General features: G+C 71.7%; 25 protein-coding genes. 12 read left to right on the top strand and 13 right to left on the bottom strand.

Going from position 1 to position 25,290, the window contains the following annotated elements; genetic code table 11:
- Nucleotides 1–37: 37 nt before the first annotated feature.
- The 3 genes from ABZ805_RS12670 to ABZ805_RS12660 form a co-directional block, all read right to left on the bottom strand.
- Nucleotides 38–1,975 carry an ATP-dependent DNA helicase gene (locus ABZ805_RS12670; protein ID WP_358438496.1) on the bottom strand — a complete coding sequence of 646 codons (1,938 nt, stop codon included), beginning with the start codon at nt 1,973–1,975 and terminating at the stop codon, nt 38–40.
- 300 nt (nt 1,976–2,275) lie between these two features.
- Complete coding sequence (locus ABZ805_RS12665) at nt 2,276–2,854, bottom strand: isochorismatase family protein (protein ID WP_358438467.1); 579 nt, start codon at nt 2,852–2,854, stop codon at nt 2,276–2,278.
- Entirely contained in the window at nt 2,851–4,161 is a 1,311-nt protein-coding gene (locus tag ABZ805_RS12660) for a nicotinate phosphoribosyltransferase (RefSeq protein ID WP_358438465.1), read from the bottom strand. Before ABZ805_RS12660 ends, ABZ805_RS12665 begins: the two co-directional genes overlap by 4 nt.
- A 105-nt stretch (nt 4,162–4,266) precedes the next feature.
- Between ABZ805_RS12660 and clpS the strand changes: the two genes are divergently transcribed.
- From clpS to ABZ805_RS12630, 6 genes are all read left to right on the top strand, one after another.
- Nucleotides 4,267–4,560 carry an ATP-dependent Clp protease adapter ClpS gene (gene clpS / locus ABZ805_RS12655; protein ID WP_184477241.1) on the top strand — a complete coding sequence of 98 codons (294 nt, stop codon included), beginning with the start codon at nt 4,267–4,269 and terminating at the stop codon, nt 4,558–4,560.
- 4 nt (nt 4,561–4,564) lie between these two features.
- Entirely contained in the window at nt 4,565–5,128 is a 564-nt protein-coding gene (locus ABZ805_RS12650) for a DUF2017 domain-containing protein (RefSeq protein WP_358438462.1), read from the top strand.
- Nucleotides 5,129–5,387: 259 nt separating this feature from the next.
- A complete protein-coding gene (locus ABZ805_RS12645; protein ID WP_358438459.1) occupies nt 5,388–6,425 on the top strand; it encodes a P1 family peptidase in 1,038 nt (345 codons plus the stop codon).
- 93 nt (nt 6,426–6,518) lie between these two features.
- Complete coding sequence (locus ABZ805_RS12640) at nt 6,519–6,974, top strand: M67 family metallopeptidase (protein ID WP_308011279.1); 456 nt, start codon at nt 6,519–6,521, stop codon at nt 6,972–6,974.
- Nucleotides 6,975–7,057: 83 nt separating this feature from the next.
- A complete protein-coding gene (locus ABZ805_RS12635) occupies nt 7,058–7,336 on the top strand; it encodes a MoaD/ThiS family protein (protein WP_358438456.1) in 279 nt (92 codons plus the stop codon).
- A 32-nt stretch (nt 7,337–7,368) separates the two neighbouring features.
- Nucleotides 7,369–8,319 (top strand): cysteine synthase, encoded by a 951-nt coding sequence (locus ABZ805_RS12630; protein ID WP_224959029.1) that lies wholly within the window; start codon nt 7,369–7,371, stop codon nt 8,317–8,319.
- A 91-nt stretch (nt 8,320–8,410) separates the two neighbouring features.
- Here ABZ805_RS12630 and ABZ805_RS12625 read toward each other — a convergent pair whose 3' ends face one another.
- Both ABZ805_RS12625 and ABZ805_RS12620 read right to left on the bottom strand, forming a co-directional pair.
- Nucleotides 8,411–9,067, bottom strand: a complete 657-nt coding sequence (locus ABZ805_RS12625; RefSeq protein WP_358438453.1) for a response regulator transcription factor — start codon at nt 9,065–9,067, stop codon at nt 8,411–8,413.
- A gap of 25 nt (nt 9,068–9,092) precedes the next feature.
- Nucleotides 9,093–10,340 carry a histidine kinase gene (locus ABZ805_RS12620; protein WP_358438450.1) on the bottom strand — a complete coding sequence of 416 codons (1,248 nt, stop codon included), beginning with the start codon at nt 10,338–10,340 and terminating at the stop codon, nt 9,093–9,095.
- Between the two features lie 149 nt (nt 10,341–10,489).
- Here ABZ805_RS12620 and ABZ805_RS12615 point away from each other — a divergent pair, with 149 nt between their 5' ends.
- Genes ABZ805_RS12615 through ABZ805_RS12605 form a run of 3 tightly spaced genes read left to right on the top strand, consistent with a single transcriptional unit; the run spans nt 10,490 to nt 14,089 of the window.
- A complete protein-coding gene (locus ABZ805_RS12615; RefSeq protein ID WP_358438448.1) occupies nt 10,490–12,016 on the top strand; it encodes a glycosyltransferase family 39 protein in 1,527 nt (508 codons plus the stop codon).
- 46 nt (nt 12,017–12,062) lie between these two features.
- Entirely contained in the window at nt 12,063–12,578 is a 516-nt protein-coding gene (locus ABZ805_RS12610) for a PH domain-containing protein (protein ID WP_358438445.1), read from the top strand.
- On the top strand, nt 12,575–14,089 hold the full coding sequence (locus tag ABZ805_RS12605; RefSeq protein ID WP_358438442.1) for a PH domain-containing protein: 1,515 nt from the start codon (nt 12,575–12,577) through the stop codon (nt 14,087–14,089). Before ABZ805_RS12610 ends, ABZ805_RS12605 begins: the two co-directional genes overlap by 4 nt.
- Before the next feature lie 204 nt (nt 14,090–14,293).
- On the opposite strand, the gene ABZ805_RS12600 is transcribed toward ABZ805_RS12605, so the two are convergent.
- The 3 genes from ABZ805_RS12600 to ABZ805_RS12590 all read right to left on the bottom strand — a co-directional run bounded on the left by ABZ805_RS12600 (nt 14,294) and on the right by ABZ805_RS12590 (nt 17,405).
- The gene (locus tag ABZ805_RS12600) at nt 14,294–14,485 is read right to left on the bottom strand and encodes a DUF397 domain-containing protein (RefSeq protein WP_358438439.1); all 192 of its coding nucleotides are present in this window, start codon (nt 14,483–14,485) and stop codon (nt 14,294–14,296) included.
- Nucleotides 14,486–15,334 (bottom strand): helix-turn-helix transcriptional regulator, encoded by an 849-nt coding sequence (locus ABZ805_RS12595; RefSeq protein ID WP_358438436.1) that lies wholly within the window; start codon nt 15,332–15,334, stop codon nt 14,486–14,488.
- A 337-nt stretch (nt 15,335–15,671) separates the two neighbouring features.
- A complete protein-coding gene (locus ABZ805_RS12590) occupies nt 15,672–17,405 on the bottom strand; it encodes a pyruvate dehydrogenase (protein WP_358438433.1) in 1,734 nt (577 codons plus the stop codon).
- 26 nt (nt 17,406–17,431) lie between these two features.
- On the opposite strand from ABZ805_RS12590, the gene ABZ805_RS12585 reads away from it, so the two are divergent.
- Nucleotides 17,432–17,758 carry a hypothetical protein gene (locus ABZ805_RS12585; RefSeq protein WP_358438431.1) on the top strand — a complete coding sequence of 109 codons (327 nt, stop codon included), beginning with the start codon at nt 17,432–17,434 and terminating at the stop codon, nt 17,756–17,758.
- Between the two features lie 84 nt (nt 17,759–17,842).
- Nucleotides 17,843–18,316 carry a thioredoxin-dependent thiol peroxidase gene (bcp, locus tag ABZ805_RS12580; protein WP_358438428.1) on the top strand — a complete coding sequence of 158 codons (474 nt, stop codon included), beginning with the start codon at nt 17,843–17,845 and terminating at the stop codon, nt 18,314–18,316.
- A 392-nt stretch (nt 18,317–18,708) separates the two neighbouring features.
- Here the strand turns inward: bcp and ABZ805_RS12575 are convergent, their stop codons facing one another.
- Both ABZ805_RS12575 and ABZ805_RS12570 read right to left on the bottom strand, forming a co-directional pair.
- Nucleotides 18,709–19,464, bottom strand: coding sequence for a sulfite exporter TauE/SafE family protein (locus tag ABZ805_RS12575; RefSeq protein WP_358438425.1), 756 nt, complete (start codon nt 19,462–19,464; stop codon nt 18,709–18,711).
- A 126-nt stretch (nt 19,465–19,590) separates the two neighbouring features.
- On the bottom strand, nt 19,591–19,794 hold the full coding sequence (locus tag ABZ805_RS12570) for a hypothetical protein (RefSeq protein ID WP_358438423.1): 204 nt from the start codon (nt 19,792–19,794) through the stop codon (nt 19,591–19,593).
- A gap of 484 nt (nt 19,795–20,278) precedes the next feature.
- Between ABZ805_RS12570 and ABZ805_RS12565 the strand changes: the two genes are divergently transcribed.
- The gene (locus ABZ805_RS12565; RefSeq protein ID WP_358438421.1) at nt 20,279–23,461 is read left to right on the top strand and encodes an NACHT domain-containing protein; all 3,183 of its coding nucleotides are present in this window, start codon (nt 20,279–20,281) and stop codon (nt 23,459–23,461) included.
- On the opposite strand, the gene rdgB is transcribed toward ABZ805_RS12565, so the two are convergent.
- Genes rdgB through ABZ805_RS12550 form a run of 3 tightly spaced genes read right to left on the bottom strand, consistent with a single transcriptional unit; the run spans nt 23,455 to nt 25,290 of the window.
- Complete coding sequence (gene rdgB, locus ABZ805_RS12560) at nt 23,455–24,063, bottom strand: RdgB/HAM1 family non-canonical purine NTP pyrophosphatase (protein WP_358438418.1); 609 nt, start codon at nt 24,061–24,063, stop codon at nt 23,455–23,457. The genes ABZ805_RS12565 and rdgB overlap by 7 nt on opposite strands.
- Nucleotides 24,060–24,815: a ribonuclease PH gene (gene rph / locus ABZ805_RS12555; protein WP_258342625.1), complete on the bottom strand. Its 756-nt coding sequence runs from the start codon at nt 24,813–24,815 to the stop codon at nt 24,060–24,062. The genes rdgB and rph overlap by 4 nt, the downstream gene beginning before the upstream one ends.
- 55 nt (nt 24,816–24,870) lie before the next feature.
- Nucleotides 24,871–25,290: an Imm1 family immunity protein gene (locus ABZ805_RS12550; RefSeq protein ID WP_358438415.1), complete on the bottom strand. Its 420-nt coding sequence runs from the start codon at nt 25,288–25,290 to the stop codon at nt 24,871–24,873.

Below are 25,290 nucleotides of genomic sequence, written 5' to 3'. Positions count from 1 at the left end.
GTCCGTTCACCCGCCCCGTTCTCCGCAGCGCGCGAGCTCAGCCCGCCGCCGCGTTCAACCGCGTCAGCGCGCCGCGCACCACCTGCGGGTCGTGCGTCGTCCAGAACGGCGGCAGCGAGGCGCGCAGGAACCCGCCGTAGCGGGCCGTGGCCAGCCGCGGGTCGAGCACCGCGATCACCCCGCGGTCGTGCGAGGACCGCAGCAGCCGCCCCGCCCCCTGCGCCAGCAGCAGCGCCGCGTGCGTGCCCGCCACGGTGAGGAAGCCGTTGCCGCCGTGCGCCGACACCGCCTTCTGCCGAGCCGAGGCCAGCGGGTCGTCCGGCCGGGGGAACGGGATCCGGTCCATCACCACGAGCTGCAGCGAATCACCGGGCACGTCCACCCCCTGCCACAGCGACAGCGTCCCGAACAGGGAGGTCGCCGGATCGGCGGCGAACTTGGCGACGAGCTGCGCCGTGTTGTCCTCGCCCTGGCACAGCACCGGGGTGCCGAGCCGACCGCGCAGCTCCTCGGCGGCCTGCCGCGCGGCCCGCATCGAGGAGAACAACCCGAGGGTGCGGCCGCCGGCGGCCTCCACGAGTTCGGTGAGCTCGTCGAGGTACTCCGGCGGCAACCCGTCCCGCCCGGGCTGCGGCAGGTGCCGGGCGACGTAGAGGATGCCGCTGCGCTGGTGCTCGAACGGCGAGCCCACGTCCAGCCCGGTCCACTTCGGCCCGCCGGAGTCGGAGGGCACCTCCTTGCCGCTGGCCGCGCCGGGCGCGGGGGAGGCCTTGCGCTCCGGCGGCAGCCCCCACTGCCGGGCGAGGGTGTCGAAGGACCCGCCGAGCGCCAGCGTCGCCGAGGTGAGCACCGTGGTGCGCTGCCCGAACAGCCGCTCCCGCAGCAGCCCGCCGACGCCGAGCGGCGCGACCTTCACCGCGGGCGCCCGGTTCGGTTCGACGGCGATCCACACGACGTCGCGGCGTTGCCCTTCCGGCTCGTCGAAGGCGTCGAGCAGCCGCACCGCGTTGTCGTGGACCTCCTCGGTGACGGCGAGCGCGAGCTTGCGGGCGCTGCTGCCGTCCGGATCCTCCTTGCGCTCCGGCCCGAGCGCGGTGGTGCACGCGGCGGCGGCGTCGCGCAGCGCGGTGAGCGCGCCGCCGAGCGCCTCCGGCATCTCCTCGATCCGCTGCGGCCGGGCGTCGGCGAGGACGATCTCCAGGCCTTCGGCGGCCTCGTCGAGCCGGTCGGCGATGCCCTGGTCGATGGCGCGGCCGCAGCGGCGCGCGGCGAGCTTCGCCTGGTTCGCGGACAGCTCGCCGGTGGCGGCGGAGGTGACCCGGTCGACGAGGTCGTGCGCCTCGTCGACCATGACGACGTCGTGCTCGGGCAGCACCGGCCGGTCGTCGAGGGCGTCGATGGCGAGCAGCGCGTGGTTGGTGACGACGACGTCGGCGCGCCCCGCCTCACCGCGGGCGCGTTCGGCGAAGCAGTCGGTGCCGATGGGGCAGCGGTGCACGCCGAGGCATTCCTTCGCGGTCACCGACAGCTGCCGCCACGCCTGGTCGGTGACGCCGGGAACCAGCTCGTCGCGGTCCCCGGTCTCGGTCTCGGTGGCCCATTCGCGGACCCGCTTGACCTGGCGTTCCAGCGCGGACGCGGCGAACGGGTCGAACAGCGCGCCTTCTTCCGGTTCGGCGGGCGCGCCGCCGTGGATCCGGTTCAGGCACAGGTAGTTGCGGCGGCCCTTGAGGATCGCGAACGTCGGCGGCCTGCCGAGCGCGTCGGCGAGCGCCTTCGACAGCCGCGGCAGGTCGCGGTCGACGAGCTGGCGCTGCAGCGCGATCGTCGCCGTCGAGATCACCACGGTGGTGGCTTCGGCGACGGCGTGCCGGATCGCGGGCACCAGGTAGGCCAGCGACTTCCCGGTGCCCGTTCCGGCCTGCACGGCGAGGTGCTCGCCGGAGGAGATGGAGTGCTCGACGGCCGCCGCCATCCGCGACTGGCCTTCGCGTTCGGCGCCGCCGACGGAGTGCACCGCCAAGCCCAGCAGCGTCGCCAGGTCCGGGATCTGCTCCGGCGGTTTCGCCGTGATCGGCTCGTCCCGGTGCTGCTTGCGGCGTTCCGGTGGCCCCTGCAACGCCAGGTCGGCGGCGATCTCGGGCGGGAGCTCGTCATCGTCGTCGAGCGCGAACACGTCCGGATCGGACCACTGCGGAACAGAACCTGGCACGCCCGGCAACGCTACCGGCCACCTCCGACGCCCCGAGCGGGTGCATCCGGGCGCGTCCCGACGTCACCCCACGACCGGGGAACCGGTGGTGCGCACCCCCGCGGCGCGCAGCTCCGCCAGCGCGGCATCGACCGTGGGTCGCGCGACGCCCGCCGTCAGGTCCAGCAGCACCGTCGTCGCGAACCCGGCCGCCGCCGCGTCCAACGCGGTCGCCCGCACGCAGTGATCGGTGGCGATGCCCACCACGTCGACCTCGGTGACCCCGCGCCCGGTCAGCCACTCGGCGAGGCCCTGGCCCGAACCGTCGACGCCCTCGAACCCCGAGTACCCGTCGTCGAAGCGCCCCTTCGAGAACACGGCCTGCACCGGGCCCACCTCCAGCTCCGGGTGGAACGCCGCACCCGCCGTGCCCGCCACGCAGTGCACCGGCCAGGACCGCACGAAATCCGGTTCCGTGCTGAAGTGCCCGCCCGGGTCGACGTGGTAGTCGCGGGTCGCGGCCACGTGCGCGTAGTCCGACTCCGCCAGGTACCGGGAGATCGCCGCCGCCACCGCGGCCCCGCCCGCCACGCCCAGCGCGCCGCCCTCGCAGAAGTCCAGCTGCACGTCCACGACCAGCAGCGCGCGCACCGGGCCGCTCACGCCGACTCCTCCGACTGGAACACCGTCGGGATCGCCGGTTCCCCGCTGGAGAGCTTCAGGCCCTCCCACGGCAGGCTCACCAGGGCGTGCCGCAGGCGTTCCCGCGCGTCCTCCAGCGACGGCAGGTCCGCCACGCGCTCCCCGCCGCGCACCATCGGGATCGGCACCACCCGGTCGTGCGAGCCCGCCTTCGGGTCCTCGAAACCGCGGCCGGTGCGGAACACGACCTCCTCCAGCGCGGTGCCGGTGTCCTTGTGCCTGCGCAGCGCCGACTTCGTGCCGCCGCGGGACTCCTTGTGGGTGCTGCGCTTCGCGACCGGCCGCCCCTCCACGTCGGTCAGCTTGTAGACCATGCCCGCCGTCGGCGCCCCCGAACCGGTCACCAGCGAAGTCCCGACCCCGTAGCCGTCCACCGGTTCCGCGCGCAGCGAGGCGATCGCGTACTCGTCCAGATCACCCGACACCACGATCCGGGTGCCCGTCGCCCCCAGCGAGTCCAGCTGCTCCCGCGCCTGCCGCGCCAGCACGCCCACATCGCCCGAGTCGATGCGCACGGCGCCGAGCCCCGGACCGGCGACCTCCACGGCCGTCGCGATGCCCCGCGAGATGTCGTAGGTGTCCACCAGCAGTGTCGTGTCCGCGCCAAGTGCGGCGATCTGCGACTCGAACGCGGCACGCTCGGAGTCGTGCAGCAACGTGAACGAGTGCGCCGAGGTGCCCGCCGTCGGGATCCGGTAGCGGCGGCCCGCCTCCAGGTTCGAGGTCGCGGTGAACCCGGCCAGGTAGGCGGCGCGGGCCGCGGCGACCGCCGACTCCTCGTGGGTGCGGCGCGAGCCCATCTCGATGATCCGCCTGCCGTTGGCCGCCGACACCATCCGCGCGGCCGCCGCGGCGATCGCGCTGTCGTGGTTCATGATCGACAGGATGACGGTCTCCAGGATCACCGCCTCGGCGAACGTGCCGCGCACCGTCAGCAGCGGCGATCCCGGGAAGTACAGCTCCCCTTCCGGGTAGCCGTCCACGTCGCCGCGGAACCGGTAGTCGCGCAACCACGCGAGGGTGGTCTCATCGACCACATGATCCTCGGCAAGGCGTTCCAGCTCGGCTTCGTCGAAGCGGAAGTTCTCGATCGCCTCCAGCACCCGCTCCGTGCCGCCGACCACGCCGTAGCGGCGGCCGTCCGGCAACCGCCGGGTGAACGCCTCGAACACGCACCGGCGCTCCGCGGTCCCATCCCGCAAGGCGCTGGCCAGCATGGTCAGCTCGTAATGATCAGTGCGCAACGCGGTACTGGCAGCAGCCGTCATGGACCAGAGGTTACGTGCCCGCGGCCGCCCGCCCCCTCCGCAGGTCGTGCCCGAATTGACCGTGCGGTCGACATGCGCTCCGTGCCCGCGTGCGAACATGGGGACATGACCTCGCCCGCTGAACTGGAGCGCGCGCAACTGGAACCGGCTGAACTCGGCGACGAGGACAAGCCGTGGGTCACCGTGGTCTGGAACGACCCGGTGAACCTGATGTCCTACGTGACCTACGTTCTGCAGAAGATCTTCGGTTACAGCCGGGACCACGCGACCAAGCTCATGCTCGACGTCCACAACAAGGGCCGGGCCGCCGTGTCCTCGGGCGCCAAGGAGAAGGTCGAGGGCGACGTCGCGAAACTGCACGCCGCAGGCCTGTGGGCCACGATGCAGAAAGACTCGTGATCACGTGAACGGCTGGACTCGCAAGAACGGGCACGTCGTCGCCGAGCTCTCCCAGCAGGAAGCGGCCGTGATCCGCGGGCTCGTCGGCCAGATCAAGGACATGCTCACCGCGCGCGCCGACGAGACGCCGCAGGACGAGCTGGCCGAACTCACCGGCATCCGCACCGGCCCCTCCACCCCGCCCGAAGACCGGGTGCTCGGGCGGCTGCTGCCCGACTTCTACCGGCGCGACCCCGAGACCGGGGAGACCGACGAAGAGCAGCCCGAAGCCGCGGGCGCCATGCGCTCCCTCTACGAACCCGAACTGCTCGACGTGAAGACCGGCGTCGCCGCCGTCGTCCTCGACACCTGCCCCCGCGAAGGCGGCCGGGTCGTGCTCAGCGGCGAGCAGGCCGACAACTGGATGGCGGCGCTCAACGACGTGCGCCTCGCCCTCGGCACCGCCCTCGACGTGCAGGACGAGATGCCGGAAGAACCCCCGGAGGACGACCTGCGGCGGGAGCACCTCGGGGTGTACCAGTGGCTCACCTGGGTCCAGGACAGCCTGGTCGACGCGGTCTCTTCTTGAGGGGGTTCTTCGTTCCCCAGCCTGATTTTCGGGTGGGGTGGCGGAACCTCAGCCGCCTTCTCGCTGCGGGATCTTTTTCCCGAGTGGCTCCGCCACGAGGGAAAAAGCTGTCCTCGCGAGAAGGCGGCTGAGAACCCGCGGGTGGTCCTTTTGCTTTGGTGGTCGCTGCTCAGCGGCTTTGCCGCTGACAAGAGGTAGATCGGGCGGCGGGTTGCTCGGTCTCGGTTTTCGGGGCCGCTCCCTGCGGCAGGATGGGGGGATGGCTGCCGGGACGCGGGATTCGATCGTGGACGTGGGCGGGGTGCTCGTCGGGCACCACCAGCGGCTGGACGAGCGGTGGGCCACCGGGACGAGCGTGGTGCTCACCCCCGGCGGCGCGACCGCCGCGGTGGACGTGCGCGGCGGCGGCCCCGGTACGCGGGAGACCGACGTGCTGGAACCGACGCACCTGGTCTCGCAGGCCCACGGCGTGGTGCTCACCGGCGGCAGTGCCTACGGGCTCGCCGCCGCCGACGGCGCGATGAGCTGGCTCGGCGACCGCGGCTACGGCTTCCGCGTCGGCGAGCACGCCCGCGAAGTGGTGCCGGTGGTGCCCGCCGCCGTCCTGTTCGACCTGCCGATGGGGGACTGGGGCAACCGGCCGGATGCCGAGTTCGGTCGCCTCGCCTGCGACGCCGCCACCGCCGAGGAGCGCCGCGAGGGCAACGTCGGCGCGGGCACCGGAGCCGTCGCGGGCTCGCTCAAGGGCGGCATCGGCACCGCGAGCGAGGTCTTCCACAACGCCGCGCTCGGCATCGACGTCACCGTCGGCGCCCTGTTCGCGGTGAACTCCCTCGGCGCCGTGATCGACCCGGGCACCGGTCTGCCCTGGGACGGGCACCCCGGTCTGCGCGCCCCCGCCGAAGCCGAGGTCGTCGCCGCCCGCGCCCGCACCGGCCCCGCCGCCGGGCGTCCCAGCAGGCACGGCACCGCATCCCGCCCCTTGAACACCACCATCGGCGTCGTCGCCGTCGACCTCGCGCTCACCAAGGCGCACTGCAAGCGGATCGCCGTCGCCGCCCACGACGGCCTCGCCCGCGCGATCCGGCCCGCGCACTCCCTCGCCGACGGCGACACGGTGTTCGCGCTCGCCACCGGCGAACGCGAGCCGGGTGCGCAGTGGGTTCCGGTGCTCGACGAGGTGTGCGCCGTCGCCGCGGGCGTGGTCCGCCGGGCGATCGTGCAGGCCGTGCTCGCCGCCGAACCCGTCGGCGAGGTGACGTCGTACACGAGCCTCTACCCCTCGGCGCGGGAATGAACCATCGTGGGTGGACGTTGATCCCGCAAACGGCACCGGACAGCGGAATTCCGCATGTTGGACACCGGTGCCCCACTTAGTAGGATGGTGCCTGTGCTGGTGATTCGACGTGACCTCGTGGACGCGATGGTCGCGCACGCTCGACGGGACCACCCGGACGAGGCGTGCGGCGTCATCGCCGGTCCCGACGGGTCGGACCGCCCCGAGCGGCTCATCGAGATGATCAACGCGGAGCGGTCGCCGACGTTCTACCGGTTCGACTCCGGCGAGCAGCTCAAGGTGTGGCGGGGGATGGACGAGGCCGACGAGGAGCCCGTCGTCATCTACCACTCGCACACCGCGACCGAGGCGTACCCGTCGCGCACCGACGTCTCGTACGCCTCGGAGCCCAACGCGCATTACGTCCTCGTGTCCACCAGGGACCCGGAGACCCACGAACTGCGCTCCTACCGGATCCTCGACGGCGTGGTGACCGAGGAACCGGTGCAGATCGTGGAGTCGTACATGTTCGCCCACACCGGCGCCGACGAGGTGCCCGACCAGGGCTGAGCCGCACCCGCCGCCCCGCCGCGGCGGGTTTCGGCGTGCGCAAGTTCCGTTCAGTAGTCCTCGTGGACAGGGAGGTTCCCATCATGGCAATCAAGGTCTCGATCCCCACCATCCTGCGCAGCCACACCGACGGGCAGAAGTCCGTCGAGGCCAGCGGCAGCACCGTCGCCGAGGTCATCAACGACCTCGACAGCAAGCACGGCGGCCTCAAGGACCGGCTGGTCAAGGAGGGCTCGCTGCACCGCTTCGTCAACGTCTACGTCAACGACGAGGACGTGCGCTTCGCCGGTGGCCTGGAGGCCAGCGTGGCCGACGGCGACAGCGTGACGATCCTGCCCGCCGTCGCCGGCGGCATGCGCTGATCTCCCACCGCCGCTGAGACTGGAGGCTCGTCGTGGCCCGCTACGACTCGCTGCTCGACGCGCTCGGTGACACCCCGCTGGTGGGCTTGCCGAACCTCTCGCCCGCCGCCGACGTGCGGCTCTGGGCGAAGCTGGAAGACCGGAACCCGACCGGTTCGATCAAGGACCGCGCCGCGCTGTCCATGATCGAAGCGGCGGAGAAGGAAGGCAGGCTCACCACCGGCTGCACCATCCTGGAGCCCACCTCCGGCAACACCGGCATCTCGCTGGCGATGGCCGCGAAGCTCAAGGGCTACGGCCTGGTGTGCGTGATGCCGGAGAACACCTCCGAGGAGCGCAGGCAGATCCTGCAGGCCTTCGGCGCCCGCATCGTGTCCTCACCCGCGGCGGGCGGCTCCAACCAGGCGGTCGCGGTCGCCAAGGAGCTGGCCGAGCAGAACCCGGACTGGGTGATGCTCTACCAGTACGGCAACTCCGCGAACGCCGACGCGCACTACCGGGGGACCGGGCCGGAGATCCTGCGGGACATGCCGGGCATCACGCACTTCGTCGCGGGGCTGGGCACCACCGGCACCCTCGTCGGCGTGGGCCGGTACCTGCGGGAGCAGAAACCGGGCGTGCAGATCGTCGCGGCCGAACCGCGCTACGGCGAACTCGTGTACGGGCTGCGCAACCTCGACGAGGGCTTCGTGCCGGAGCTCTACGACCCGGACGTGCTGTCCCGGCGGTTCTCCGTCGGTTCCTACGACGCGCTGCGGCGCACGCGGCAGCTGCTGGAGTCGGAGGGGATCTTCGCGGGGATCTCCACCGGCGGTGTGGTGCACGCGGCGCTCACCATCGGCGAGAAGATCGCCGCCGCCGGGGAATCGGCGGACATCGTCTTCGTCGTCGCCGACGCCGGGTGGAAGTACCTGTCCACCGGCGCCTACGGCGGCACCCTCGACGAGGCCGCACAACGCCTCGACGGACAGCTCTGGGCCTGAGCCCGGCGCGCGGAAGGCCCATCCGAGCACGCTTCGGGTGGGCCTTCCGCCGTTCCCGGGGCGGTACCGCGGCTGGTGCGCGGACCGGCGGTCAGCGTTCGGTCAAGCCCGCTTCGTGGGCGATCAACCCGGCCTGCACCCGGTTCGCGCACTCCAGCTTCACCAAGGTCCGGGACACGTAGCCCTTCACCGTCGCCTCCGACAGGAAGAGGCGTTCGCCGATCTGCGCGTTGGACAGGCCGTCGCCGATCCCCGCCAGCACCTCCCGCTCCCGGTCGGTGAGCTCGCGGATCGCAGCCTGCGCCCGCTGCCGCCCGGACCCGCCGTCCGAGGCGGCGACCAGGCGCTTCGCCGCCTGCGGGGACAGCACGGTGTGCCCGTCCGCGGCGACCCGCACCAGGCCGATCAGGTCCTCGGGCGGAGTCGACTTCACCAGGAAGCCGGACGCCCCGGCCCGCAGCGCCCGCAGTACGTGCTGGTCCGCGTCGAACGTCGTCAGCACCACCACCACGGGCGCCTCGGGCAGCCGCGCGATGCGTTCCGTCGCGGTCAACCCGTCCACGCCCGGCATCCGCAGGTCCATCAGCACCACGTGCGGCCGGTGCCGCACCACGGCCTCCACCGCCGCGGCACCGTCCTGCGCGTCGTCCACGACCTCGACGTCCGGCGCCGAACCGAGGATGGTGCGCAGGTGCGCGCACACCATCGGCTCGTCGTCGACCACGACGACGCGGATCGTCTCGCTCACCACGGAAACCCCGTTCACCGCGCGCCTAGCCCGATTCGGCTTCGGCCGTGGGCACGTACCCGGGGAGTATGGCACCGACCTCGAACCCGCCGTCCCCGGTTCGGCCGGACCGGAAGGTCCCGCCGACGAGTTCCACCCGCTGCCGCAGTCCCCGCAGCCCTGCCCCGGAACCGCTGGCGGCGAGTTCGCTCCCACCCGCGGGATCGGGGCGCGTGTTGCGCACCGCCAGCCGCACCCGGTCCGCGCCGTACTCCACGTGCACCAGCACTTCGCTGCCCGGCGCGTGCTTGTGCACGTTGGTCAGCGCCTCCTGCACCACGCGGTAGGCGGTGCGGCCCACCGATGGAGACACCGCGGTCGACTCGCCGAGCTCGGTGAGCCGCACCAGGACGCCCACCGACTCCGATTCGGCGATCAGCCCGGACAGGTCGGGCAGCGCCGACTCGGCGACCACGTCCGGTCGCCCCTCGCCGGAGCGCAGCACGCCGAGGAAGTCCCGCAGCTCGTCCAGTGCCTGGCAGCCGCCCGCGCGCAGCTCCTCGGCGGCCTGCCGGGTCGCCGCGTCCTGCGCGGTCACCCCCAGCGCGCCCGCCTGCAGCACCATCAGGCTCACCCGGTGCGTGACCACGTCGTGCATCTCGGAGGCCAGCTTCGCCCGCTCCTCGGTGCGCACCTGCTCGGCCAGCAGGTGCTGCTCGCGCTCGGCCCGCTCCGCCCGGTCCCGCAGCGCCGCCACCAGCCGGCGCCGCGCGCCGGTCCACAGCCCGAGCAGCGCCGGGAACGCCGTCACCCAGACCGCGTTGTTCAACGTCTCGCCGTCCGGGTTCGTCCACGGCCGCAGCGCCGTGAACACCACCGCGGCGACCAGCACCCAGCCGGCGGCGCGCCACCGGGCCCGGGTCTCGAACGCGGCGAACGCGTAGGTGAGGAACGGCAGTTCCCCGGGCATCCACGGATCGGAGTGCTGGTTGATCGCGAACAGCGCCCCGGTCCCCGTGCTCACCGCGGTGAGGTGCACCAGCATCATCACCAGCGCGATCGCCAGCAGCACCACCGGGTAGCGGCGCCGCACCAGCAGACCCAGCGTGAACAGGTTGAGCACCACCTGCGCGACCCATTCCCCGCCGAGCCACCGGAAGTCCTGCGGCGGGACGTCCGGTGGGAAGAACACGGCCAGGATCGGGCCGAGCGGGAACAGGACGGCGACCAGCACCACGTCGAACACCGCATCGCGCGGGGTGTCCCAGAGGTGTCGCCACAGCGGGCGTTGCACAGCCACACCGTAGCCGCGGATCTCGGGCGGACCGCCCGAATCCATCCCGCCGTCGGCCGCGAACCTACGGAAGTCGCACCTGCGTACGACTTCCGTCACAGCAGGAACCGACCGAAATCCGTCGCGCCGGTCGCTCCGGGTGGAGTGGAATGGGCATCGATCACGAACGCCTCCTGGGGGAGACCATGCAGACCGACGTGCGCGCCGCCGCGGCGTCGCCGACCACCACCGCGGGACCGCCCGCGTTCGCCCGCCGCCCGCTGCTGCTCATCGCGGCCGCCTTCGCCGTCGTCCACCTCGGGGTGGGGGCGTTCGGCGGCTACTGGATCGACGAGGTCTACATGCTGGCCGCGGGCCGGTACCACCTGGACTGGGGGTACGTGGACCAGCCACCGCTGGCGCCGCTGCTGGCCGGCGCGATGGGATGGCTCGCCCCCGGTTCCATGATCGTGCTGCGGCTGCCCGCGGTGCTCATCTCGGCGAGCGGCGTGCTGCTGGCCGGGCTGCTGGCGCGGGAGCTCGGCGGCGACCGGCGCAGCCAGGTGCTCACCGGGCTCGGGTTCGCGACCGGGCTGTGGACCTCGCTGGTCGCGCACTGGATCACCCCGTACACGCTGGAGGTGCCGCTGTGGATGTTGCTGTGCCTGCTGCTGGTGCGCTGGTGCAGGCAGCACGCGGCCGGGCGGGCCGACGACCGGCTGCTGCTCGCCCTCGGCGTCGTCATCGGCGGGACGATGCAGGTGAAGGTGCACGTCGCCGTGCTCTGCGCGGCGCTGCTGCTCGGCCTGCTGGTGTTCGGACCGCGTGACCTGCTGCGGCGCCCGATGTTCTGGGGGTGCGTCGGGATCGCACTGGTCATCGCGGCACCGACGCTGATCTGGCAGGCCGTGCACGGGTGGCCGCAGCTGGCGATGAGCGAGGTGGTGCAGGCCGAAACACCGATCCTCAGCGGCGGCCGGAGTGGCGCAGCCATCTCGATGGTGCTGTACGCGGGGATCCTCGGCGTCCCGCTCTGCGCCTACGGCGTGGCGCGGATGTTCACCGCCGCCGAGTTCCGCCCGTACCGGTTCATCGCGGCCGCGGCCGTCGCGCAGTACGTCTTCTACATCGCCACCAGCGGACGGCCCTACTACGTCGTCGGCATGTACGGCGTGCTGCTCGCGGCCGGTGCGGTCGCCTTCCAACGGCGACGGGAGGCGCGGGCCGCGGCCGGCGGTCGCCGCGCGGCGTGGCTCGTGTGGCCGGCCGGGGTGCTGTCGGTGCTCGCCGCCGGCGCCGTCGTGGTGATGTCCTCGCTGCTGGCCACCGCGTTCGGCGTGCCCGCCGACCGGGCCCTCGCCCAGGAGGTCGCCACCGCGTACCGGCAGCTGCCCGCCCAGCAGCGGGAGCACACGGCGGTGGTGGGGGAGAGCTACATCCTCGCTGCGATGCTGGAGGCGCACACCGACGAGTTCGGGCTGCCACCGGCGCACAGCGCGCACCGCGGTTACGGCTACTTCGGGACGCCGGACGAGAGCGCGGACGCCGTGCTGTTCGTCGGCGAGGACCCGGAACCGTGGCGGCCGCACTTCGCCGAGGTGCGCCGCATCGAGGGTGGCGGAACCCCGCTGTGGTCGTTCACCGGCCGCCGGGAGCCGTGGCCGCAGCTGTGGGAACAGGTCCGGAGCTTGAAGTAAGGCCCGCCGGGAACCGGGCCGCACCACTGAAATCGGAGAACACCTCGTGTCCACAGAAGACAGTCAATCCGCCGGGCAGGTCCGGCTGCGGCCACCCCGGCACCGGGTGGAGCACCGCGCCATCGGCTGGTGGTCCGCGCAGGCGGCGAGCCTCGTCGTGCCACCGGTGGTGGTGCTCGCCGTGCTCGCCGTGCTGATCGCCCCCGCCCGGCCCTGGCTGCTGCTCGGGCTCGCCGTCGTGGCCGTCCTCGGCGTTCCCTACCTGCTCGTGATGCCGCAGTGGCGCTATCGGGTGCACCGCTGGGAGAACACCGAGGACGCCGTGTACACCGCTGCGGGCTGGCTGCGGCAGGAGTGGCGGGTGGCACCGATGTCGCGGATCCAGACCGTCGACACGGTGCGCGGCCCGCTGCAGCGCGCGTTCGGGCTCGCCAGCGTCACGGTCACCACCGCGTCCGCCGCGGGTCCGCTGCGGATCGACGGGTTGGACCACCGGGTCGCCGCCGAGCTCGTGGAGCGGCTCACCGCGACCACCCAGGCGGCGCCGGGAGATGCGACATGAGCGCGCCGACGGACTGGCGGCGGCTCGACGGCCGGGTCGTGCTGGTGCCGGTGGTCCTGGCGCTGCTGCCGCTGGTGCCCACCCTCGCGGTGATGCTCGTCGCCGGGACGAAACCCGGCGGCGTCGCGGCCACCGCGGGGATCTGGGCCGCCTGCGCGGTGCTGATCGCCGTGAGCACCGGACTGGACTGGTGGTTCGGCTCCTACCGGGTCGGCGAGGAGCGGGTGGAACTGCGCAAGGGCGTGCTGTCCCGCAGCCACCGCTCGCTGCCGCGTGACCGCATCCGCAGCGTCGACCTCACCGCCGACCCGATGCACCGGGTGTTCGGGCTGTCCGTGGTGAAGATCGGTACCGGGGCGCAGGGCGATGGCGAGCTGAAGCTGGACGCGCTGGCCCGGCGCGACGCGGAACGCATCCGGGCCGCGCTGCTGCTCCGCGAGTCCACTTCGGACGAATCTCCGGAGGGGGCGGCGGAGGAGCCCCGGGGAGGGGTGCTGGCCCGGTTGCGCCCGGCGTGGCTGCTGTACTCCGGGGCCACGATGTCGCTGATCCTCGCCGTCTGGGGCGCGATCGCCTCGACCGTCGGCTCGTTCTCCGAACTGCTGGTCAAGTTCGGGGTGTACCGGGTCGTCGGGGAGGAGCTCCAGGCCGTTCCGCTCTGGCTGGCCATCGTCGTCCCGGCGTTGGTGGTCGTGCTGATCGGGGTGCTCGGCTCGTTGCTGCTGTCGTTGGAGCTGTGGTGGGGCTTCACCCTCACCCGCGAATCGGCCGGAACGCTGCGGGTGCGGCGCGGACTGCTCACCCAGCGGTCGATCTCCTTGGAGGAGAGCCGGTTGCGCGGCGTGGAGCTGTCCGAACCGCTGCTGCTGCGCTGGGTCGGCGGTGCCCGCACGCACGCGGTCGCCACCGGGCTCAGCGACGAAGAAGGGGGAAAGCAACCGGACGCGAAGACGTTGCTGCCGCCCGCGCCGCGCGCGCAGGCCCGCCGCGTCGCCGCCGCGGTGCTGCGGGAGGAGAGCTTCCCCGTCGACGGGTTCACCACGCACCCGTCCGCCGCGCTGCGCCGGCGGATCACCTGGGGGCTGCTGGTGGCGCTGCCGTTCGCCGTCGTCGCGGTCGTGTCCGCGGTGCTCGGATGGATTCCGATCGGCCTGGCGGTGACCGTGGTGCCGTCGGCGGCGCTGCTCGGGATCGCGTTCGGCATCGACGCCTACCGCAACCTCGGGCACCGGCTGCACGGCACCTACCTGGTGAGCAGGCGCGGCACCGCGCTGCGCCGGACCGTCGCGCTGCGCCGGGACGGGATCATCGGCTGGCGCTTCGAGCAGTCGGTGTTCCAACGCCGATCCGGGCTCCTGGACGTGGTGGCCACCACGGCGGCGGGAGCCGGGCAGTGCGCGGTTCCCGACGTGCGCGCCGGGGACGGGCTGGCACTGGCCGAGGACGCGGTGCCGGGCCTGCTCGCCCCATTCCTCGAACCGGTGCCACCGATTAATACCCGCGACGGGTAGGACCGTTCGGGTGAGATGTGTTTCGCAGTGATCCGGGGAATAGCAGGAAGGCGCCGTGGCCCGTGGAAACGCGGTGATCAATAAACAGATTAATCCGAGTTTGAGAATCGGAGCCGAGCGGGCGCGGATCCAGCGACCCGCTCGGTTCTTCGGTTCGTTCTCACGCCCGGGGCGGCGCGGCCGCCGGGCGTGGTGAAGCGAGGGTCAGCGGTCGAAAGCTCCGCGCTTGAGACCTCCGAGGAAGTCCGTCCACCGCGCGGGATCGACGACGAAGTAGCCACCCGGCCGGTCCTTCGTGTCGCGCACGCCGACGCGCGCGACCCCGAACCCGACCTCCACGCATTGTCCCTGGTGCGTGCTCCGGGTGCTGGTCCGCCAACCCGTGAGGTATTCCATCTACAGCTCTCCTATGCGCTCGTGAATCACTTGAATGGACCCTTCCGGGTCGATCGCGTGTGCGCGTAGATGGTCCATCATCGTCACGTATTTGGACAGCTCGTTATCCCGTTCGAGATACAGGCCTCCCACGTGGGTTTCGAGATAGACCACATCCGGGTCGACGTGATTGGAGTAGCGCAGGATGACGAATGGCCCTGCCTGCGCGGGATGCGCTCCGGCGTCCAGCGGCATGACCTGCAGGGTCACGTTCGGGAGTTCCGCCAAAGCGAGTAAGTGCTCCAATTGGCGGCGCAATACGGCCGAACCGCCCACGCCGCGGCGCAACGCCGTCTCGCCGATCACCGCCCACAGGTCCAGCGGCTGCGATCCGGTGATCCGGTCCTGCCGCTGCATCCGCAGCTCGACGCGGCGGCCGATCTCCGGCTCGTCGGCCCGGATCAAGGTGGACTTGGTGATGGCGTACGCGTACTCCGCGGTCTGCAGCAGGCCCGGGATCGCCTCGGATTCCCAGGTGTGCATCGACGAGGCCTCGGCCTCCAGCCCGACGTAGGTCTCGTACCACTCGGGCAGCACATCGCTGTAGGAGTGCCACCAGCCGCGTTTCCGGGCGTCCCGAGCCAGGTTGATCAACTGTTCGCGTTCGGCGCCGTTCACCGCGTAGAAGTCCAGCAACGCGCTGACGTCGCCGATCGATGGGGAGCGCTTGGCCGTCTCGAATCTGCCTATCTTCGCCTGGGTGCAACCGAGGTGGGTGGCGGCCTGCTGCTGGGTGACCTCCGCCAGTCCTCGGAGCCTGCGCAGCTCCGCGGCGAGGCGGCGGCGACGCACCGTGGGACTCACTGTCATGGCGATCAGTGTCCACCCTGCGAACCGAGCGTCACCATCGCGTCACCCAACCGACATCCTTTTCCCGGTGTCGGCGGCGCGCGCCGGGCCCGCACCGGGCGGCGCGGCAGCGGTCGGAACTCCTGCCGCCGCTGGGTTTTCCCGCTCGACACGGCGGAACGCGACCCCGGTCCGCTGGTCCAGGGATCGGGGCCGGGCCGTGCTGCCGGAAGGATGCGGCGGCGACCGGATCGTCACGCCCGGCCGCTCGATCCCGCCGACATGCGGCCACCGCTCACGCAGAGCGACCGCTCCGCGGGAAACCGGCCGGTCCCGAACCAGGACGAGTGACGAGGGCTCACGGGCGGGGGATGTTGCGCAGGTTGCTCCGCGCCAGCTGCACCATCTTCCCGACCCCGCCCGAGAGCACCGTCCGGCTCACCGCCAGCGCGAACCCCTTCACCTGCGTACCGGTGATCTTCGGGGGGATGGACAGCGCGTTCGGATCGGTCACCACGTCGACGAGGGCCGGGCCCGGCCGCGCCAACGCACCCTCCAACGCCTCCCGCACTTGGCCGGGCCGGTCCACCCGCACCGAATGGATGCCCGCCGCGGCCGCGATCGCGGCGAAGTCGATCGAATCGTGGTCGGTGCCGAAGTCCGGCAACCCGTCCACCAGCATCTCCAGCTTCACCATGCCCAGCGACGAGTTGTTGAACACCACGACCTTCACCGGCAGCCGGTGCGTGCGCAGCGTCAGCAGGTCGCCCAGCAGCATGGACAGCCCACCATCGCCCGCCATCGCGACCACCTGCCTGCGCCGGTCCACCAGCTGGGCGCCGATGGCCTGCGGCAGCGCGTTCGCCATCGACCCGTGCACGAACGAGCCCAGCACCCGTCGGTGCGCGTTCGGCGTGACGTACCGCGCGGCCCATACGTTGCACATCCCGGTGTCCACCGTGAACACCGCGTCCTCGGCGGCCAGGTCGTCGAGCACGTCGGCCACGTACTCCGGGTGGATCGGCACCTGGTTGTCGACGTTGGTGGTGTACGAGTCGACGACCTGCTCCAGCTGGTCGGCGTGCTCGCGCAGCATCCGGTCCAGGAACGAGCGGTCCGTCTTCTGCCGCAGCTTCGGCAGCACCGCGCGGATCGTCTCCCGCACGTCGCCCTGCACCGCCAGGTCCAGCACGGTGCGCCTCCCCAGGTGGGTCGGATCGATGTCCACCTGCACCGTGTTGGCCTGCGGCAGGAAGTTGTCGTACGGGAAATCGGTGCCGAGCAGCACCACCCGGTCGGCCTTCTGCATCGCCTGCTGACAGGCGCCGTAGCCGAGCAGCCCGCTCATCCCCACGTCGTACGGGTTGTCGTACTGGATCCACTCCTTGCCGCGCAGCGCGTGCCCGACCGGGGCCTGCACCGTGCTCGCCAGCCGCATCACGTCCTCGTGGGCGCCGCGGGTGCCCGCGCCGCAGAACAACATCACCCGCTCCGCGGAGTTGAGCGATTCGGCGAGCCGGTCGACCTGCGTCGGCGAGGGCACCACGATCGGCGGTTCCGAATCGACCACGCCGCTGCCGGTGGGGCGCGCCGCCGACTTGTGCGCGACGTCCCCGGGCAGCACCAGCACCGAGACGCCGCGCCGGCCGACCGCGGTCTGCATCGCGCTGCGCAGCAGCCGCGGCATCTGCTCGGGTTGGGAGAGCAGCTCGCAGAAGTGGCTGCACTCGTTGAACAGCTCCTCCGGATGCGTCTCCTGGAAGAACCCGGTGCCGATCTGCTCCGACGGGATGTGCGAGGCCAGCGCGAGCACCGGTGCGCCGCTGCGGTGCGCGTCGTACAACCCGTTGATCAAGTGGAGGTTCCCCGGACCGCAACTGCCGGCGCAGACCGCGAGCCGCCCGGTCAGCTGCGCCTCGGCGCTCGCCGCGAACGCCGCCGCCTCCTCGTGCCGCACGTGCACCCATTCGATGCCGTCGGTGCGCCGGACCGCATCCACCACCGGATTGAGACTGTCCCCGACGATGCCGTAGATCCGTTGCACACCTGCTTGCGCGAGCACTTCGATGAACTGGTCGGCCACGGTCGGCATGAGGTCTCCCGGAAGGTGGAGTGCTGGTGCCTCCCGTCTACGCGGGGCGGTGCACCCCCGCAACTCCAGGACGTAGTGCCTCGTTCACCGCCCGTTCGGGGGACACCGGTAACGTCTCCGCTCCGATCGGCGATCAGTGGGTAGTCGATGTCGACGTGTTCCTCGAAAACTCCTCCAGGAAAGGGAAAACGGTGAGCCTGCGCCTGTACACCTTTTGCGCGCTGTCCGTGACCGCCTCGGCTCTGGCCGGGCTGTTCTTCGGTGGGTTCATCGCCACAGATGGTCAGGAGGAAGCGGTGTCGGTGAACACCGTCTCGCAGACGGTGTCGGAGACCGCGCCGCAGCTGCCCTGACCGAGGTGGTCCTGCTAGCAGTCGCCTGGGCGGTCGGTGGCCGCCCAGGCGAGCGAGGGTTTCGGCGTGCACTAGCGTCGGGGCATGAGCGAACAGCAGCGACTCGCACCGGGTGACGCCGCCCCCGATTTCTCCCTGCCGGACGCCGACGGCAAGACCGTGGCGCTGGCCGACTACGCGGGCCGTTCCCTGGTGGTCTACTTCTACCCGGCGGCGAGCACTCCCGGCTGCACCAAGGAGGCGTGCGACTTCCGGGACAGCCTGGCGCCGCTCGACGACGCCGGGTTCGACGTGGTCGGCATCTCCCCGGACAAGCCGGAGAAGCTCGCGAAGTTCCGCGACGCCGAAGGCCTCACCTTCCCGCTGCTGTCCGATGTGGACAAGTCGGTGATGACCGCGTGGGGCGCTTTCGGGGAGAAGAAGAACTACGGCAAGGTCGTGCAGGGCGTGATCCGCTCGACCTTCGTCGTCGGCCCCGAGGGCAAGATCGACAAGGCGCTCTACAACGTCAAGGCCACCGGCCACGTCGACCGGCTCCGCAAGGACCTCGGCGTCTGACGACCCGCACCACCGGAGGGGACGGTTCCACCGCGGAACCGTCCCCTCCCGCATGTTCCCCGTCGGTGGGTGAACGGACCGTTCGTCCGATCCCGTTGGGCGAACGGTCCGTTCACCCGAGTCGTCGGCTCGGCCGCCGCGAACCCGCAACACGTCCCGGCTGATGGGTGAACGGACCGTTCGTCCCGTCAGACCGGTCGAACGGTCCGTTCACCGCACTCGGCGATGGAAGTCGGCCGGTGTCCGGTGGGGCGAGTGAACGGACCGTTGGTCCCGTGCGGTTGGTCGAACGGTCCGTTCACTCGGGTCGGGAGGTCCGGCGGAGCGGGCGTGGCATGGGTGAACGGACCGTTCGCCCCATCCGGCTGGACGAACGGTCCGTTCACTCCGGATCAGTCGAGGGCCATGTAGATCGCCACCCCGGCCGCGATCACGACCACCAGGTAGCGCAGCAGCGTCGCCGGTATCCGCTGGGCGATCTTGCCGCCGACGTAACCGCCGAGCACGGTCGTCGGCGCGACGAGCAGCACGGCGGCCCAGTCGACCGGTGCGATCGCCGAGTACACCACCAGCGTGACGGCGCTGCCGATCAACCCGAGCCAGTTCTTCAGCGCGTTGAGCCGCCGCATCGTGTCGTTGACGGCGAGCATGAGGATCGCGATGAGGATGACGCTGCGCGCCCCGCCGAAGTAACCGCCGTAGATGGAGGCGAGGAAGAGCCCGAACGACAACCACCCGAGGCGTTCGGCACCGCCCTCGGTCCGGCCGAACCAGCGCTTGATCGTGTTCTGGAAGGCCATGAGCACCGCGGACAGCCCGATGAGCACGGGCACCACGGCGTCGAACACCTCGCCGGGCAGCACCATGAGCAGCACGCAGCCGATGGAGGAGCCGACGGCCGCGGCGATGGACGTCCACAACAGCCGCCGCGGCGCGCCCTTGAGGTCGTCGCGCTGCCCGACGGCGGCACCGACGAAGCCGGGTCCTTGCACCACGGAGTTGGTCACGTTGGCGACCAGCGGCGGCATCCCGGTGGCCAGCAGCGCCGGGAACACCAGCAGCGATCCGCCGCCCGCTACGGCGTTGATCGCCCCGGACAGGAATCCGACGACGAGCAGCAGCACCGGTTCGATCCATTCGCTGAACACCAGCGGAACCTAACCGCCGCCGCCGCGGGACCGGGACCTGGGGCGACCGTCGTCACAGCGGTATTCCGCCTGGTGAACGTCCTCGGGCGCGCAGTCGGGCGGTATGGGCGGAATGCGCTGGTCGGTTCACCGCGCTGGGACTGGGGCGCGCACGGGTTCCGGCAGGTCGACGTCGAGGCCGTCGGGAACGGCGGGGACGTCGGCGGGTTCGACGCGGCGGCGCGGCGGGGGAGCGGCGAGCGAGTTCGCGGCGTGCAGCGCGGCGAGCACGCTGAAGGTGACGGCGGCGGACGTGACACCGACGGACACGCACACGAGCAACGGCTTCATCGAGGTTCTCTCCTTCGGCGAAAACTGTGCGGCGGGCACCGGGGTCGCCGATCGGACCGGAGGTTCCGGGCCGCGCAGGGGCCGGAGTGCGAAGGGCCGGCGCGTGGTGCGTCCCTGCACCGCGCCGCGCGGCGATGTCCGCCCGATGGCGAGAGGTTGCGGAGCCCGCCCCGATTCGCGGACCCACCGGACACTTCGCGGGATCGCCGCTGGTCGTTACGCGGCGTCCAGGGGAAGTCCGGCGGGAGTAGTGCAGCGCACACCCGGCATTCGGGCGGTGCCGCGCCGGGCCTTGTGCCGATCGGCCGCCGCTCGGCTGTGCCACCTCGTCGCCGCGGTTCGGCGAAGTCGCCGAGCGGGTGCGCCGTCCGCGTGAAACCCGATGCGCGGTCCGCCATTCGCATGATGGTCGGGCCGACCCGGCACTGCGCCGACGATCTTTCCGGGACCATCGGTGGCTTCGTCTCCGACGAGGGGAGATCCGGTGACCGGCCTGGAGGACGCTGCGCTGAAGGCGGGCAACATCGTGGTGCGCGGCGCTGTCCGCGCCTGGCTCGCGCAGCGCAGCGCGGAGAACCGGCGCGGCGCGGAGTTGACCGAGCTCATCGGGTTGCGCTTCGGTGGCCTGTCCGCCCGATCCCGCCGAGATCTGGTGCGGAAGCTGGAGGAGGCGGGCGACACCGCGGGCGCGCACCTGCAGGCGTGGTGCGAACGGGAGTGCGCCGACCTCGACGAGGCCGAGCGCGCCGCGGCCGTCGACGCTGCGGTGGACGCGTTGTCCGACGCCGACCTCTCGGACGCGACCTTGCTGCGCGTCGACCTCGATCCGGTGTCCCTCGCCCGGGAGGTTCGCCGCCAGGTGCCGTCCGCACCGCGCCGGGCCGGGTTGGGCGAGTCGGCGCGGGCCCTGTTCGACCGGGTGCTGGACCGCGGTTGCGTGCAGCTGGTGCACCTGGTGCGCGAGCTGCCGGAATACGAGGAGCGGCTCGCCGAGGAGGCGCTGCGCCGCCTCGGCACCGTCCTCACCGGCCTCGACCGGGTGCTGGACCGCCTCCCGGCCACCAGCCTCGACGCCCCGGCGGGCGCCGACCGGGACGAGGAGTTCCGCCACCGCTACCTGGCGGCGATGGCCCGCAAGCACGACGACCTGGAGCTGATCGGCGTCAGCGTCCGCAACTTCCGCCCGCGCACCACGCTGTCGGTCGCCTACCTGAGCCTCAGCGTGGACACCGCGTTCCAGCAGGACGCGGACTTCGAGCTCAACGAGCGGCATCACCTCGGCGGTTCGCAGCGGATCGAAGCCGCGCTGGGCCGAGCCGACCGGGTGCTGGTCCGCGGCCAGGCGGGATCCGGGAAGAGCACCCTGCTGAGCTGGCTGGTCGTCACGGCCGCGCAGGAGCGGTTCGGGCCCGCGCTCGAAGCCTGGAACGGCTGCGTGCCGGTCCTGATCAAGCTGCGCAGCCACGCGGGCCGCCCATTGCCGGCGCCCGCCGAGTTCGTCGACCTGCCGACGTTGCCGCCGGTGCCGGACGGCTGGATGCACCGGCAGCTCGACGCGGGCCGGGTGCTGCTGCTCGTCGACGGGGTGGACGAGGTCCCGCCCGGGCAGCGCCGGAAGGTGCGGGCCTGGCTGGACGAGCTGCTGCGGGGCTACCCGGGCATCCGCGTGGTCGTCACCGCGCGTCCGTCCGCGGCCGGTGCCAAGTGGCTCGCCCACGAGGGGTTCAGCGCGGTGACCCTCGAAGACATGACACCCGGTGATGTGCGCGAGTTCCTGCGCCGCTGGCACGAGGCGCTGCTCGCCGCCGACCGGGACGCCCGATCGTTCGAGCGCCCCGTCCTCGAAGCGCACCACCGCCGGTTGCTGGCCCAGCTGGAATCCCGCCCGCACCTGCGGAACCTGACCCGGAACCCGCTGCTGTGCGCGATGGTGTGCGCGCTGAACCTGGACCGCGACGGCGATCTGCCGCGCAACCGGAAAGGCCTGTACGAGGCGGCGCTGGAGATGCTGCTGGACCGCCGCGACGCCCTCCGCGAGATCACCTCCGCGGTGTCGCTGCCGTACCCGGACAAGCTGGTGCTGCTGCAGGACCTGGCGCACTGGCTGGCGCTGAACAACCGCTCCGAGCTGACCCGCGAGGAGGCGCTGACCCGGTTCGCGCGCACCCTGGGCCGGTCGACCAGGGCGTCGACCTCCGCGGAGGACGCCCTCGACCACCTGCTGGAACGCAGCGGGGTGCTGCGCGAACCGGCGGTCGGGCGCATCGACTTCGTGCACCGCACCTTCCAGGAGTTCCTCACCGCGCGGGAATCCGTCGACGACGGCAACGTCGGGCTGCTCATCGACAAGGCGAGCTCCGACCAGTGGCGCGAGGTCGTCATCATGGCGGCGGGGCTGTTCCACCGGCGGGAACGCAGCGAGCTGCTCAGCGGAATCCTGGACCTGGCCGACCGCGTCGATGGCAGGATCGCCCGCCGACTCCGGCTGCTCGCCGCGACCTGTCGCGAATCGGTGCACGACCTGGAACCCGAGGTCCTCGCGCGGCTGGACGACTGCATCGGCACGCTCGTCCCACCTGCGAACACGACGGTCAGCCGGTCACTGTCCACAGTGGGCGAATCACTGCTGGACCGGTTGCCGACGGACCTCTCCGGGCTGACCGAAGCCCAGGCGGCGGCCTGCGTCTACACCGCCAGCCTGATCAACGGTCCGGACTCACTGCCGTTGCTGCAGAAGTACGCCGCAGATCCCCGGCTGGCGGTGCAGGACGAACTCATCGACGCCTGGGAGTTCTACGACCCTGAGGAGTACGCCTGCACCGTGCTGCGAGACGCACCGCTGCACGACGGGGCGGTGCTCATTCAGGAACCGGATCTGTTGCCATGGCTCCATGAACTGCGGCACTGCCGGCACACGCATATCCAGTTCTTCGCCCCCAATCAGTTCGACATGGGGCTCCTGAACGACGTGCGTGGTTTGAGATCCTTGGACGTGCTCGGGGTCGACGCGATAGACCTCACCGCGCTCGGGCGACATCACGGTTTGCGGGCTCTCCGCCTGATGCCCCGCAAGCCGCTCGACGACATCGGCCCGCTGTCGGAACTGTCCCGATTGAAGATATTGAACATCGGGCCGATCGCGTGGAACGCCCGTTGGGAACCACTCGATTCGCTGACCGAGGTTCGAGAGCTCACCACGCGGGGCCTGCACGCGTCGGAACACCTGATCAACAGCCTTCCGCGTCCGGAGGGTGTCACGCGCCTCGATGTCCGTGTCCGTCTTCGCGAGGACGTGGATCTCGCAACCGTGACCGAGCGGTGCTCTGGGCTCCGTTACCTTGGTATTTTGCGAGCGTCATTGCGCACCGGGAACTGGGCTGCGGTTCCGCACCTGCGTGAGCTCAGGTTGTTCGACCTGAACGATTCCGCGGAACTGAGTGAGTTGGCCGCGCTCACATCCTTGCAGAAGCTCGCTTTGGAGAGTTGCGAGGCCGTCGACCTGAGCAGTCTGCGCAACCCGGACCTGGCAGTCCTCGTTCACGAGGACGCCTCGGTGAGCGGCGCTGATGACCTGCCGCCAGGGACGCGAGTGCGGCGCATCAAGTCACGGGAGAAGTCCATCGCCCGAGTCAAGAAGATGAACCGCTACTACGCCTACCGCTACTGACCCGCCAACTCCCGAATCGTCGGCAGCAGCAGCCGCAGCGCCCGCCCCCGGTGCGAGTCCGCGTCCTTCTCCGCGGCGGACAGCTCCGCCGCGGTCCGGGTCTCGCCCGCGGGCACGAAGATCGGGTCGTAGCCGAACCCGTTCGTGCCGCGTTCGGCGCGCACCACGGTTCCCGGCCATTCGCCGCGCACCACGGTCTCGGTGCCGTCCGGCAGCACCAGCGCGGCGGCCGAGACGAAGGCGGCACCGCGCCGCTCGTCGGGCACGTCCCCGATCTGGCCGAGCAGCAGGTCCAGGTTCGCCTGGTCGTCGCCGTGCCCGCCGGACCAGCGGGCGGACAGCACGCCGGGCATGCCGTTGAGCGCGTCCACGGCGAGGCCGGAGTCGTCGGCGACGGCGGGGAGTCCGGTGGCGCGGGCCGCGTCGGCGGCCTTCGCGAGCGCGTTCTCCTCGAACGTGGCCCCGGTTTCGGGTGCTTCCGGGAACTCGGGCACCGCGTCCAGGCCGACGACCTCGACGCCGGTGACGCCTTCGGCTTCGAGGATGCGCCGCAGCTCCACGAGCTTCTTCGCGTTGCGGGTGGCCAGCAGCAGGCGCGTCACCGGGCACCGCCGGGGAGTTCACCGGGGTACGGCGCGGCGAGCGCTTCGGCCTGCTTGCGGGACAGCTCGGCGCAGCCGTTCAGCGCGAAGTCCACCATGGTGTCCAAAGTGGACCGCGGGAAGGTGGCGCCCTCCCCGGTGCCCTGCACCTCGACGAGGGTGCCGTGGTCGGTGGCGACCACGTTCATGTCCACCTCGGCGCGCGAGTCCTCCTCGTACGGCAGGTCCAGCCGCACCCGGCCGTCCACCACGCCGACGCTCACCGCGGAGATCGAGCAGGACAGCGGCTTCGGGTCGGACAACCGGCCCGCGGAGCTCAGCCAGGTGACGGCGTCCGCGAGCGCCACGTACGCGCCGGTGATCGCCGCCGTGCGGGTGCCGCCGTCGGCCTGGATCACATCGCAGTCCAGCGCGATCGTGTTCTCGCCCAGCGCCGCCAGATCGATGCAGGCGCGCAGCGAACGGCCGATGAGCCTGCTGATCTCGTGGGTGCGGCCGCCGATGCGGCCCTTCACCGATTCGCGCACTCCGCGGGTGTTCGTCGCCGACGGCAGCATCGCGTACTCGGCGGTGACCCAGCCGAGGCCGGAACCGGTGCGCCAGCGCGGCACCCCGTCCTGCACGCTCGCCGCGCACAGCACGCGGGTCTTCCCGAACTCGACCAGGACCGAACCGGCAGGCCAGTCCTGGTATCCGCGGGTGATTCGCACGTCCCGGAGCTGATCGTCGCTCCGCCCATCCGCTCTCGCCACGCGCCCACCCTAACTGCCGGGGTCGCGCCCGTTCTGGGTGGCGGTGACCGGAGCGCTACCAGTCGAGGGTGCGCCACTCCACGGCCTTCGGCCGCCGCCCCGTCGCCAGGAAGTCCCGCAGCGCCGCCGCCAGCACCGCCGGGTCCACGCCGCTGCCCGCGGGGAACTCGGCGTCTTCGCTGATCAGCGCGGGTGATTCCGGGTCGCCGTCGAGGACGGCGTAGTCGTGGTCGGTGTCGATGTGGCTCAGGTAGCCGTAGCCGCCGGACACCGCCGCGATCACGTCGTGGTCGAGCATGCCGGTGGCGGAGTCCGCGGGTTCCCGGCCCTCGTGCCAGATCGTCGCCGGGCCCGCGTTGGGCTCCGACAACCGGCGCACCAGGTCGTCGACCTCGCCCGGTTCGGTGACGCTGAGCCCGTCGCCCGCGTTCGCGTCCGCCGTCGACGCGATCGACCACACCGCCGTGATCGTCAT

Origin of the sequence: Saccharopolyspora sp. NPDC047091 (assembly GCF_040643635.1) — a bacterium.
Classification (GTDB): Bacteria; Actinomycetota; Actinomycetes; order Mycobacteriales; family Pseudonocardiaceae; genus Saccharopolyspora_C.
Note: the sequence above shows the minus strand (reverse complement) of the source record. Positions and strands in the feature narration are given on the sequence as shown.